Consider the following 12,684-nt stretch of genomic DNA (forward strand, 5'->3'; position numbering starts at 1 on the left):
CGTCATTCCGAAGGAATATTTTCCTCCGATAACGAGGGCAGAATACAAAATGATAGTTTAACAGAGAGACAGTTGTATTGGTTTTTCTATATTGATTTTCCATAATGCCACTGTATCATTTTAATGTTTTTACTGCAACATTTCCCCCGAGAAAAACGAACGATTCATCCTACGATTTAAACCGTAGGCTTTCTCGTTCGGAAGTCTGTAAAAATAATCGTTGTCTTCCAAAACGATACGAAGATTCACTATTGCCTCTAAAGAATACAGCTGCATTGCATCATATTTACCAATTTGATTAATGGAGATACTCATTTTATGGCCTGGAATGGGGTTCCAAAAAGTCAGCATAATCATGCATCCCTCTCTTTTAAGAATAAGCCGTACCGCATGTTCTCTCTTCATCTGGCTGCAAACAAACACCTGGTCTTTTAGATGACAGTTATCTGTAAAAGGACATGATGAACATATGTGGTGTTAAAATGTAGTGAATTGGAAATCAAAGGGGGACATGGCATGAGTTCATTTTTGAAATTAAATACATATGCTCTCATAGCTGCTATTGCAATGTTTCTAATGACAGAAATAATGCTAAACATCTATAGAATAAGCAATGTATTGAACATCTCGATAACCAATGGATCCGTATTAAGCCTGCTGGTTACATTCCTTATCGTTATTATATTCACGTTTGTTTTCTATCGGCTTATAGATCCTTTCAATTTCCTGTTTTTCACGACAACCTTAGTGTGGCTGCCCTATTATTTATTGTTTATCTATCTATTCTCCATACTCTTTCCCATAGAGAATCGTGGAGAAATCCCGCCGCCAATTACGGGATTGATCATTATGGCAAAATTAATTGGTTATCCCTTTTATTTGGGATTGATATTTCAATTCAAACGAAGGAAAATCTCAGGTGCTAAAACAGCAAATAAGCCTATTCAGCAATGAGAATCATGCACCTAAAGATCCGCAGCACTTTTCGGACCCAGGATCCGTTTCCACGGCCCCGCTTCCTCCAGGAAGACGGGGTCGTGATGTGACGACAAAGCATTCATACAGCTTCCGAAACAGCGCTGTTCAATAACGATACCCTTCTTTATGGTTATCCGTACCTGAGAGATCCGCCCTTTTCGTTGGCTCTATTAAAGTTCAGTGTTGATATTTATAAAAAATAAGACTTCCAATTATACGGGATTATTGTCTTACCAAACTAACGCCATTCGTTAGTAGTGAGGAATTTTTTAGTGAAATAGTTATTCATCACTGTTCTTCTTCCACTTATAGGGCTTCTTTGACCAATTATAAAGTAGAAACATCAAGAAAATTATGAAAAATATCCCTATATTATCAATCCACAGGACCTCTCTTTTAGCAATTAACTGCCAAATAATTGACGCTGCAAAAAATATTAATGGAAATCTAATGCTCTCTTTAAACAAATTGTCCTCCCTTCATTCTTCTTCTCGCGTTAAACTGCTGATTGGTCGAAACGATACTATGTCTCGTCGAGAATTTGGATAATCTCAACCTAATTATACCTTTCTACATTGGAATATCGGTGGTTCTATTTGTTTCATGGATGTTAACAACTTGTGTCTCCAATAGAGCAAGGTGACATAGCTGATACTGCCAATCAATTCTGCAGATTTACGCAGAGAATACCCTTCAACCATGCACCCAATGAACTCAATCCATTGATGAAGACGTCGAGTTCTGTAAAGAGCAGTGTTTGTGAGGTCGGTGAACGTTTGCCTTGCAGCGATAGCGCGGTTTCTTCACTTCATCACCGTCTACAATAGTTGTATACTTTCCGAATCGCACGACATGTTCCGCTTCGCAATCGGGGCACTGATAACCATTCTTGTTCTTTCGCTCTGAGATTTCTTCCAACATTGTTCCGATCGAGAACGAAGCAGTCAGAGCATCAATTAAAAATTACCGTAATCGGTGTTTCTCTGCTGCATTCAAGCTTTGAATAGCTTTAAGAATCTCCGTTGCTCTCACGCTCATCACCCTTTTCTGTTATGATATTTCAATTACAGAACGCATGTTCCTATAATCAATATATCAACAGTGACGTTTAACAGAGTCTTTTCGTTAATAGGTTTTATTAGGAGCCCCCCTACTCGGAAAGCAGCTGCTGGGCAACATTCCATATTCTCCCATTCTAGAGCAGAAAAGCCCGTCCAGCAATGGGAAATACGTATATGGAGTTCCAGGAGCGGCTTCTACCACCTGGAGCATCCACGGACATGAAAAAAGCGGACCAGAACGAGTGCCTATCGGACCAGGATCCGGCTCTGCCGCAACAAAAATGCTCCTCCGCGGACCAGCATTGGCTGCTTTCGGACCAACCGCCTCATATCGGATCATGAGGACGGGATATCGGACCACCTTCTGCACCTTACCGGACCACGATCGGCTTCCATCGGACCAACCTCCCTTCTCTCCCCCCTCCACCCAAAACATAGACGAGCAGCCCCGCCTCCTCCTGGGAGACGGGGCTGCTCGTTTTTAGCCGTCAGGTGACGACGAAGCGGGTGCTGCTGTGGCCGTCGGGGGCTTTGGTGACGTTCAGGACGGCCGGGAAGACGGTTTTCATCTCCTGGACGTGGGAGATGACGCCGATGAGCCGGCCGGATTTCTGCAGGTCGATCAAGGTGTCCATCACTTTGTGAAGCGACTCTTCGTCGAGAGAGCCGAAGCCTTCGTCGATGAACATCGTGTCGATCTGGATGCCGCCCTGGTAGCTCTGAATCACATCCGACATGCCGAGCGCCATGCTGAGCGAGGCGTTGAACTTCTCGCCGCCGGACAGCGTTTTGACGTCCCGGTTCTGGCCGGTGTAGGCGTCGTACACGTCGAGGCTCAGGCCGCTCTGTTTCCCGCGGCTTTCCTGCCGGTCGCTCCGCACGAGCTGAAACTGCCCGGCGGTCATCCGGTGGAGACGTTCGTTTGCGGCGGCGATGATGTTTTCGAGGAACTCAATCTGCACGTAGCGCTCGAATGAAATCTTTTTGCTGTTCTGGCCGCGTACGGTATCGTAGACGTCTTCAATGACGGCGGCCTGCTTTTCTTTCGCTTCGATTTCGCCGGCAGTCGCCGCGAGCTTTTCACGCGCGTTTTCCAGCAGCGTGACGAGCGCTTCGTCGTTTGTCCAGCGCGCTTTCGCTTCGGCGGCTTCTTCTTTCAATGCTTCAAGCTTCGCTTGGAACGCGTCCAGATCGTGCGGTTCTTTGTCTGCAAGCGTCCGTCGCAGCTCGGCGGTCTGCTGCTGGACGGCGGCGGTCCGGGAGGCGTGCGTGTCGATTTCCTGCTTCCGCCGCTCCTGCTCCGCTTCAGACAGGAGCGCCCCGCTGTAGGCGGCGTCGCTTTCAAACCCGGCGCTCCGGCGCGCGTTCTCAAACTGCTCCTCCGCCTGCTTCCGCCGGCCTTCCGCTTCGTCCCGCTGCGCTGCCGCGGCTTTGGAAGAGGCAGCGGCGCCGGCTTCGTTCTGTGCCGCCTCACTCTGCTCCTTCTGCGCTGCCTGCCAGCGGCGCTCCAGCTCCTGCTTCGTCTGTTTCCACGTGTCGATCTCCGCCTGAAGCGCCGTTTCGGTCCGGAGCGCTTCCGGCAGACGGCTGATTTTCGCCTCGTACTCCGAGCGGCCCGACGCATAGTCAATCTCCAGCTGCTGAAGCGTCTTTGCTGCCTCCTCTGCTTTCGTCTGCAGGCCGGCGAGCGTCTGCTCCTTCTCCTCGCGCCGCTCCCGCATCTGCGTCAGTTCCCCGGCGCGCTGCTCAAGCCGCTGCACGTCCTTCTGCAGCGCCGTCGCTTCCTCCAGCAGCACATCGAACTGCTGCCGGGCTTCGGCATACGAATCAAACGAAAACGACGGCAGTTCCTCCGCGGCTTCGTCTCTCTCCCGGCGGACCGAAGCAAGCTCCGCCTCCACCTGAAGTGCCTCCTGCTGCACCGACTGCAGCTTCTGCCGCGCTTCGTCGTACGCTTCCTCCGACGGCACATCGTCCCCGGCTGCCGCTTTCTCCGGATGCTCGGTGCTGCCGCACACCGGACACGCTTCCCCGTCGTGCAGATGGCCGGCGAGCACCGCCGCGCGCCCCTGCACCCAGGCTCTTTCCACCCTCTGGAAAACGGCCTTCTCCTGGTCCGCCGCAGCCCGTTTCTCCGCTGCCTGTTTTTCGAGCGTCCCGGCAGCTTCGGCCTTGTTCATGTATTTCCGGAATAGTGTGCCTGTCTCTTTTTTCTCCTGGAGCGTGCGCTGCTTTCCAGCGAGCTGGCTTGTTTCGGTTTCGGTAGTGCGGATGTCGGCGCGGAGCTGATCCAGTTCCTTTTGGACCGACTGCATCTGTTCCTTCCGGGCCGTCTGCTCTTCGGTCTGCCGGCGGATGGCTCCGGCCTGCTCGTTCAGCTTCTGCTTCGCTTCATCGGCCGCGGCAACGACCGGCAGCAGTTCCTCATACTGGTGGAGCTTCTGCGCGGCTGTCTCCCGCTCTTCCTGGCGGCCGGCCTCCTCCTCGTACACGGCCTCCGCTGTTTTCCGGCGGGCTTCGGCTGCTTCGCTCGTTTTCCGTGCACGCTGCTCGGCTTCCTGCTTCGCTTTTTCGTCTTCGCGCGCGGACCGGCGCTGTTCGTCGTAGACGCGGATCGAGGCGGCCTTCTCTGCTTCCTGCAGCTCTTTTTTCTTCGCCTCGACCGCAGGCGCTTCGGCTTGCAGCTTCTCCGCTTCGGCTTCTTTTTCCTTCAGGGAATCAAACTGCGCGTTGATCTGCTTGGCGTCGTGATAGGCGTGCAGCGCGCGGTCGTATTCCTTTTCCTTCTCCGCAGCCTTGCCGCGGGCTTCCGCCGCGCGCGTTTCATAGTGGGCCGCTTCCGCTCCCAGCGCCTCACTCACCTGGGAGGAGAGGCGGTTCTCCTGCTGCAGCACGCGGTGAAGCGGGCTGTCCTCCCGCTCCGGCACGGCTTCCTGCAGGTGGCTGTACTGCTGCTTGAGGCGGTCCTGCACGGTAGTCAGCTCCTGTTTAACAGCGGTGCGCCGTTCATTCATTTTCGCGCTGAACCACTGGTACGGCTCCGTCTGGAACAGCCGGCGCAGAATGCCTTCCTTGTTCTCCGTGTCGGACGTTAACAGCTTGCGGAATTCCCCCTGCGGCAGCATGACGATCTGCTTGAACTGATCTTCGGTGAGGCCGATCAGGCGGCGGACTTTTTCGTTGATCTCGCTCACCATCTGCCGGTCCACGCACGGCACTTCCCCGTCATCGGTGCACTCGAAAAACTCGTACTTCTCTCCGGTCGCACTTTTGTTTCCCTGCTTTACGTGCGGCATCTGCCGCAGCAGCCGGTAGCGCAGGCCGCGCAGTTCAAAGGTGAACTCCACCGACGTATGCAGCTCATCGGGCGCAAACTGGCTCCGCATCATCCGCGGCTCGCCGCGGTCCTCGCCGCTTGCGCTGCCGAAGAGCGCAAAGCAGATGCCGTCAAACAGCGTCGTTTTGCCGGCGCCGGTTTTGCCGGAAATAATAAACAGCCGGTGGCCGTTCAGCTCGTCAAAGGAGATGACTTCCTGCTCCTTGTACGGGCCGAACGCAGTCATCGTTAATTGGATCGGTTTCATCGCTGGCGTCCCTCCTTTTCCACTTCGTCGAGCACATCCCGGAAAACGGCCTCGGCTTCCTGCGGGAGCGCGGTGCCGTTAACTTCCTCATAGAACGCCTGGAACAGCGACAGCTGGTCCATGCTGCGCCGTTCGCGCGGCTGTTCGGCGGCGCCGCCGCTGTTTACGGAAACCGGCAGGCTCCGCTGCACGTGCATGGCGTTCGGGAAGACGGAGCGGATTTTTTCCATCGGTGTCAGTACCGGCGCTTCGTCCTCGAGCTGAACGAACACGTAGTCGTCACTCGGCGGCGTAGCTAAAATGTCGTCCATTTTTCCTTTCAGCACACGCAGGTCCCGCTTCGGGGTGAGGAGGCGCTTTTCCACCTCGGCGTTTCCGTCCGCATCCAGCTCCACGACGTAGAAGCCTTTCTGATGTGCCTGCTCGGATGCCGAGTACTTCAGCGGGGATCCGGCATAGCGGATGGTTGGTTTCCCGGTGTGGTGGGCCTGATGGAGATGGCCGAGGGCGGTGTAGTGAAAGCCGCTGAAGTGTTCGGCGGATACGTGCTCGGCGCCGCCGATGGTGAGCGGGCGCTCGGAGTCGCTCGTGTTGTCTTCGGCTTCGCCGTGCGGGGTGACGAAAAGGTGGCCGACGAGAATGTGCCGGGCGCCGGGGTCCATCGTCTCGCGGATGCGGCCGGTCATCGTGCGGGCGGCGTCGTTATGGGTGCGCACGGTGTCGTCACCGGTGATGTGGCGCACCTGGCTCGGGTCGGCGTAGGGAAGCGCGTGGATGTGGACGCTTCCGTGTTCGTCCTCCAGCTTGACGGGCTCGGGGTGAGCGCTGATTTCGCCGGTGACGTGGTAGCCCTGGGAGCGCATCATGCCGCTTGCAAAGTGCAGCCGGCTCGGGCTGTCGTGGTTGCCGGCGATGGCGATGACGGGAGTATGTAAGTCGATGACGATTTTTTCGAGCACGTCATCGAGGAGCGTGACGGCTTCGGTCGGCGGTACGGCGCGGTCGTAGAGGTCGCCGGCGATGATGACGGCATCGGGCGTTTCGTCTTCGACGGCCTGGACGAACTGTTCGAGAATATGGCGCTGGTCTTCGGTCATGTGGACGCCCTGGACGAGCTTGCCGAGGTGCCAGTCTGCGGTGTGGAAAAACTTCATGGGTACGTGTCATCCTTTCCTGCGGATCCGTTTCTCTCTATTTTACTGGAGGAGCGGGCAGAAGGAAAATGGCGGATGTTCTGCGCTGGAAGGCCAGTGGAAAACGTCCGTTTCCAACGGGGAAATGTATCACAACTCCCCGCTGAACGTTCGTACCTTCAGAAAAAGGTTCGTTACTGGAGGGGCGGCGTCCACTTCTCTAAAAAGGTATCGTTACGGCCTCCAAAACGTCCGCTTCTCCGCAAAAAGGTCCGCTGCTTCCAAAAAACGTCCGTTTCCCAAGCTGGCTGCATGCAGCACAAAAAACCGCCGCGGCCCATGTTTCACAGGCCGTGGCGGCTGATTTTTTCGTACAGGCTGGAGCGGCTGATGCCGAGCGTGCCGGCTGCCGCCTGCTTGTCTTCTTTCGTTTCCCGGAGCGCGTCGGCGAGAATCTGTTTTTCGGCGTGGGCGAGGCGTTCTTTCAACGTGTCCCCTTCCGGCATGGAGACGCTGCTGTGGCCGAGCGTGACCGGGAGTGCTGCGGCCGGGATCGTCTCTTCAGCGGTCATATGAACGGCCGCTTCGATCACGTTTTCCAGCTCGCGCACGTTGCCCGGCCAGTCGTACGCAGCAAACTGCGTCTCCACCTCGTCTGTAAACCCGACGACCCGCTTGCCGGTGCGCTCGGCCGTTTTCCGGAGCAGGTAGTGTGCGAGAAGCAGAATGTCGCTCCGCCGTTTCCGGAGCGGCGGAATCGACAGCTGGACGACGTTGATCCGGTAGTACAGATCCTCCCGGAACGTTTTCTCAGCAATCATTTCCTCGAGCGAGCGGTTCGTCGCCGCAATGATGCGCACGTCCACCTTCTGCGGCTCCGTCGAACCGACCGCCTCCACCTCTCCTTCCTGCAGCGCCCGGAGAATTTTCACCTGCGCATGCGACGGCATATCCCCGATTTCGTCCAAAAACAACGTTCCCCCATCGGCGAGCTGAAACTTGCCCGGCTTGCCGCCTTTTTTCGCGCCGGTAAACGCGCCGTCCTGATAGCCGAACAGCTCCGCTTCCAGGAGATGCTCCGGAATGGCGGCACAGTTCACTTTGACAAACGCGCCGGCACTCCGCTCGCTCAGCCGGTGAACACTGTGCGCAAACAGCTCCTTGCCGGTCCCGCTCTCCCCGCGGATCAATACCGACACGTCGCTCGGTGCCACGCGCCGGATCTGGTCTTTGACCCGGTGCATTTCCGGGGCGCTCGTAATAATGTCATGCAGCGCGTAGACCGCGCCGCTTTCTTTTCTGGGGCGGTTTTTGTACGTTTCCAGCTCCAGCAGCAGGTCCTTGATGCGGGAGTTCATGACCTTCCATTCGTCGGTATCCCGGAAGAGAACCATGCCGAGTGCTCCGATAGTAACGTCGTTTTCCTTCAGGGGGATGCGGTGGGCGACCATGTAGTCGCCGCGGATCTGCTGGAGGTCGGCCATTTCTTCTTCGCCGGTGTCGACGACGATGTGCATGCGGGTGTTTTCGATGACGTCGGTGACGTGGCGCCCGCGGACGTCGTCGAGCTGCACGCCGAGGAACCGGCAGTAGCTGTTGTTTAAGTAGGAGATGCAGCCTGCCCGGTCCACCATGACGATGCAGTGCTCCATCGTGCCGAACAATGTTTCCAACACTCGTTTCTGGTCTTTTTCGATGATCGACAGCATCTGTACCCGCTCCTTGTGATAACGCTTTCTTCTCTTGTCGAGTGTAGCAGATCGGCTGCGGGCGGGAAAGTGGCTTTGGGCCGGGAAAGAAAACGCCGCTCCCCGGTGAATGCCGGAGAACGGCGCTGTCAGGGGTGAATGGTGCATTTCCCTATCAGTAAAACGACACGACTTCTTCCACCACGGAGGTGCCTTGGGTCTGTTCGGCGTCGAGCCAGTTCCATGTTTCGTGCAGCCGGATTCGGCCGTCTTCGAGTGTTTCAGGAACGGAGCGGCACTCGCCGCCGCGGAGTTCGCCGCGCTGATTGATGTGGCTGTAGCGGAAGTGCAGCGTTCCGTCCTCCTGTACGAGGCCGATGAGGCGGCCGGCCTGAATCGAGCCGCCGCTGTATTCGGCAGTGAGAATCTGGCCCTCCTGCTTGTAGTAAAACGTCGTCTGGGCGGAGACTTCTCCGTTTGCGGTGTTTTCTGTGGATACGAATACTTTGCTGTCGTAGTTCATCGGTTCGTTCCCTCCAGTTCCTTTATTGTGCGCTGTGCTGAGCGGATTGCGCCTTCGATGTGGCCGCCGCCGAGCCGGTCGGTTTCGGTGCCTGCCATATACAGATGATGCTTCCACGGTGCCGGAATGTCAACAGGACCATACTCCGGAAACGCATGCAGCGGTTCTGCGTCTTCGGCGACCGCGGTGCAGTCATCCTGCGTCCAGTCGTAATAGTACAGCTCCTCCGGCCCCGCTGCCTGCTTTCCGTAGAGCTGGACGAGCTGCTCCAGCACAGCCTGCTTCATGGCTGCTTCTCCGCGCGCTTTCCGCTCTTTCGGCGGCGTGCCTGCAAAGCCGAAAATGGCTCCCCGGCCGCTTTCTGTGGAAGCATCGTGAATTTCCTGAAGTGGTCCGGCCCAGCTCATCGCCTGCCCGGAAAGGCCGCCTTCCCGCCAGAAGGGCCGCTCATATACCGCGAGGGCCTTCGCATGACCGGCCATCCACGTCGGCCTGGAGCGCATGTCGGCCAGTGTCTCCTCCGGCAGCGCCGGGGAAAACGACATCCGTTCGGCAGCGGCTCTCGGCGGCACGGTGAGAATTACCTTTTCCGCAGAAATCGGGCCGTCCTCTGTATAAACGGTTACGACGTCCCCAAGCTCGATGCGCGTGACCTTCCTGTTCAGCTGGATCGTTCCCGGCTTCAGCAAAGCGGCGAGCGACTCGGCAAACTGCTTCATGCCGCCCTGCACGCGCATCGATTCCGACACCGCTTCCGGAGGCAGCTCGTGCTCCTGGACGGACGAATCCATTCCCTGCACGAGAATGCGCCCGCCGCTGTGCTGCGGATATACCGGCAGCTTTAGTTCCTGAGTGAGCTTTTTCATTTCCGGCTCCTGCCCGGGCCAGAACCAGGTCGGCCCGAGATCCCAGCCGTCCTCCGAATGAATCCGACCGCCGATGCGGTTTCTTGCCTCCAGCAGAAGGACGTCTTTCCCCTTCTCCTGAATCTGTCTCGCTGCGTACAGTCCCGATGCGCCCGCACCGACAATAACGATAGGGTGTGCTGTCATGAAAACCGCTCCTCTGTTTTAAGTATCCTGCTCCTACTGTGCCACAATTTCCGGATTGTTTCACGTGAAACACATGGAGAAACCGGCGCGTGCGTAACCGTGGACGCTTTAGAAGATTGTCGTTTTTCCTGATCAGCCGTTCTGGAATAACTGTTATGAAAGCGTTTCTACGGAATCAGCCGTATAAGTGTAAGCAGTTTTTTCTATGTACAGCCGCATAAAAAGACCCGGACAAAAGTTGTCCGGGCCGGTGTTTAGCGCTGCTTCTCGAGTCGTGGAACGGGTTCCGGCAGGGTGTGCTGCTGGCGGAGAATGGACTCGTTGATGCGGTCGAGTTTTTTCTCTACGCGGTGCAGCAGGTAGAATGTCACCGCTGCCGGGAAGCCGTATTCGCCGAGGAGCGGAATCCACTGTTCCATTCTCCTCCCTCCTGTCTAATGCGCGTTAGTTCTGCGTGGGCAGTTCGATGGTTTCGACGTTGCGCTCGACGAGGCGTGCGCCGCGGATTTCGGTGATCGGGCTGCCGGATGCGGTGAATACGCCGGCCTCAATCAGCTGCTGCATGACGGTTTCTACTTCGGCGGCGTCCACCGGTTCTTTCGGGAGGTCGACCCCGATTGAGGTCGCGTTCCCTTCTTCTGTCCGAAACTGTAATTCCAGTCGTTTACTCATGTTTTCACTCTCCCCTTTTTAGTCTTACTCTGCGAGTTCATACGTGCTTGTCTGCTCTACTTTGTAAAGCGGTGCTGTCTGAAGCGATGCGAGGGCGTGTGCCGCTGCGTACATCGCCGCCGGGTCAGCGTCCTCCTGGATGGCGCGGAAGGAACGCTTCGCAAAAACCGGCTTGCCTTCTCCGTCGACGCCTGTTTCGAACGTCAGTACGAGTGTGTCGTTGATTTTAAACTGCATTGTCTCACCTCCCTTCGCCCTCTATGTACATCCGGGGAAAGAAAAAGGGGGTGAGGGTTTTTGATTTTTTTGAAGAAGTTTTATGGGCTATACACTTATTCTCCGCTTTTTATGGTAACTATTTACCAACAGATGTCGACTGTATAGATACAGAATCTTTCAGCGTTTATGTCATGGAGGTGTATGAAATGAATAAGAAGCTGCTTTTTGGATGTTTAACGATCGTTTTACTGATATCCGGATTTTTGATCGCGGATCGTTCCATGGTTAACGAGGGGCGAATCGAGGCGGAAAATGTTCTGTTTGAGAACGCCGAAGAAGCTGCTGCCGCTTCCGATTTAGTATTGGAAGTCCGCGCGACAGAAAGATCAACGTCGATAGAGGAAGGCGAGAACGGTTTTGGGATCGGCCATACATTAACCGACGTGGAAGTGTTGAATGTTTTAGAAAATAAAACAAATGAGGACCCGGACTCTATGTTGACTGTTGCCGAGCCATTTGTAGAATCCGAAAGAATTATAGGAAAAGAAGTGACTACTTACGGGAACTACACACCCCTGAAGCACGACGACACCTATATTTTATTTTTAGACTGGGGAGAGAACATTCAGAACTATTGGATCAACTCTTTAGAACAGGGGCAGATTCCTCTGGATAAGCAAGAGAGTGAGTACGCGACGACAGAACAATATGAATCATTGATCACAAGTGTTAAGGAAGCATACAGCGTCGATTGAGCTGCTTCCATCCTATAACCTCCCCCGCCCTGCCAAACATCGTTGGAAAGGGCGGGTTTTTATGTTCGATTCATGACAGGTTTATGTGAGCGTGCGGCTTACAGAACCATGACTCCTTTCTGTTTCCCGGGATTAGAAGCATTACGTCACGCACTCTCCAGCAGTCATAAAAAAGACAGCCCATAAAGGACTGTCTGCTTATTCGTCGATAGTAAAATGAACTCCGAGATCTTCCTCTATGTCCGTTCCGTGCACGATGAACGACTTGGTAATGCGGTACGTTCCTTCCTCCAGTCCATCCAAGGATACGTCCTGTTCATAGGTGTCTCCGGGAGGAAGCGTCAGGCCGATATCATCAAATGCCTCTTCCCGGGCGGTTTCCCAGCTGCCGTCCTCTTCTTTCTCGAGTGTGTAATGATGTCCGAAAAACAGATCCGTCGGCCCGCGGTTTTCAAGCGTGAGCTCCGCCTCGCTCGCGGACTGCTCCAGGTGAAGCTCTGCGTTCGCTTCCTGCGGGGCTACGCCGATTTTTCCTACGTGGGTATCGGTCACCCTGCCGTCCTCATCCAGCGTTTCCGCACTGATTAAATACAGCGCTTCGCCTTCCGGCATTTCCACCTCAAACGAATCCTGTTCGGTCGTCTGTTCTTCCACGACCTCCTTCAGGCTCAGATCCGCCTCTCTTTCTGTCAGCCGGTACCGCACACTGCCGTTTACCGGCACGGTGACTCCCCGGATGAACGCCTCGTCCCCGGGAAGCTGATGCCCGGCGGAAGCGGAAAAGTAATCCATAAATGCTTCCCCGCTTCCTGCTTCATACTCTGTATCCAGAATGACATCCGCTTGTTCTGCTTCGTGCCAGATCCATTCCTCCACGTCCCCGTCCATCGAGCCATAGACCGAATCGACCTCCGCCGGCGCCGCTTCCGGTTCCGCTCCGGTCTCTACGTCCGGTCCTGAACTGCATCCGGCAAGAATCACGAAACCGGCACATGCTTTTCGATGCATCTCTTTTCCTC

10 protein-coding genes and 2 pseudogenes are annotated in these 12,684 nt (G+C 55.3%); 1 reads left to right on the forward strand and 11 read right to left on the reverse strand.

Features of this window, described 5'->3' with window-relative positions; all coding sequences use genetic code 11:
* The 10 genes and pseudogenes from C6I21_RS14165 to C6I21_RS14230 all read right to left on the reverse strand — a co-directional run.
* Positions 1-103: pseudogene (locus tag C6I21_RS14165) on the reverse strand (IS200/IS605 family transposase); the annotation flags it as partial.
* A 1,450-nt stretch (positions 104-1,553) separates the two neighbouring features.
* A pseudogene (locus C6I21_RS14185) lies at positions 1,554-2,010 on the reverse strand (transposase); the annotation flags it as partial.
* A 517-nt stretch (positions 2,011-2,527) separates the two neighbouring features.
* On the reverse strand, positions 2,528-5,623 hold the full coding sequence (locus tag C6I21_RS14195) for an AAA family ATPase (protein WP_105960144.1): 3,096 nt from the start codon (positions 5,621-5,623) through the stop codon (positions 2,528-2,530).
* Positions 5,620-6,777 (reverse strand): exonuclease SbcCD subunit D, encoded by a 1,158-nt coding sequence (locus C6I21_RS14200; protein ID WP_105960145.1) that lies wholly within the window; start codon positions 6,775-6,777, stop codon positions 5,620-5,622. Before C6I21_RS14200 ends, C6I21_RS14195 begins: the two co-directional genes overlap by 4 nt.
* A 323-nt stretch (positions 6,778-7,100) precedes the next feature.
* On the reverse strand, positions 7,101-8,465 hold the full coding sequence (locus C6I21_RS14205) for a sigma-54 interaction domain-containing protein (protein ID WP_105960146.1): 1,365 nt from the start codon (positions 8,463-8,465) through the stop codon (positions 7,101-7,103).
* Positions 8,466-8,619: 154 nt separating this feature from the next.
* Positions 8,620-8,967, reverse strand: coding sequence for an avidin-fold protein (locus tag C6I21_RS14210; RefSeq protein WP_105960147.1), 348 nt, complete (start codon positions 8,965-8,967; stop codon positions 8,620-8,622).
* A complete protein-coding gene (locus C6I21_RS14215) occupies positions 8,964-10,019 on the reverse strand; it encodes a flavin monoamine oxidase family protein (RefSeq protein WP_105960148.1) in 1,056 nt (351 codons plus the stop codon). The genes C6I21_RS14210 and C6I21_RS14215 overlap by 4 nt, the downstream gene beginning before the upstream one ends.
* 254 nt (positions 10,020-10,273) lie before the next feature.
* The gene (locus tag C6I21_RS14220; protein ID WP_105960149.1) at positions 10,274-10,438 is read right to left on the reverse strand and encodes a YvrJ family protein; all 165 of its coding nucleotides are present in this window, start codon (positions 10,436-10,438) and stop codon (positions 10,274-10,276) included.
* Between the two features lie 25 nt (positions 10,439-10,463).
* Positions 10,464-10,691 (reverse strand): DUF2922 domain-containing protein, encoded by a 228-nt coding sequence (locus C6I21_RS14225; protein WP_105960150.1) that lies wholly within the window; start codon positions 10,689-10,691, stop codon positions 10,464-10,466.
* Positions 10,692-10,715: 24 nt separating this feature from the next.
* On the reverse strand, positions 10,716-10,928 hold the full coding sequence (locus C6I21_RS14230; RefSeq protein WP_105960151.1) for a DUF1659 domain-containing protein: 213 nt from the start codon (positions 10,926-10,928) through the stop codon (positions 10,716-10,718).
* 188 nt (positions 10,929-11,116) lie between these two features.
* Here C6I21_RS14230 and C6I21_RS14235 point away from each other — a divergent pair, with 188 nt between their 5' ends.
* Positions 11,117-11,665 (forward strand): hypothetical protein, encoded by a 549-nt coding sequence (locus tag C6I21_RS14235; RefSeq protein WP_105960152.1) that lies wholly within the window; start codon positions 11,117-11,119, stop codon positions 11,663-11,665.
* 198 nt (positions 11,666-11,863) lie between these two features.
* Here C6I21_RS14235 and C6I21_RS14240 read toward each other — a convergent pair whose 3' ends face one another.
* Entirely contained in the window at positions 11,864-12,673 is an 810-nt protein-coding gene (locus tag C6I21_RS14240) for an immunoglobulin-like domain-containing protein (RefSeq protein ID WP_105960153.1), read from the reverse strand.
* Positions 12,674-12,684: the final 11 nt, after the last annotated feature.

This window comes from Alkalicoccus urumqiensis (genome assembly GCF_002993335.1).
GTDB classification, from domain to species: Bacteria; Bacillota; Bacilli; order Bacillales; family Salisediminibacteriaceae; genus Alkalicoccus; species Alkalicoccus urumqiensis.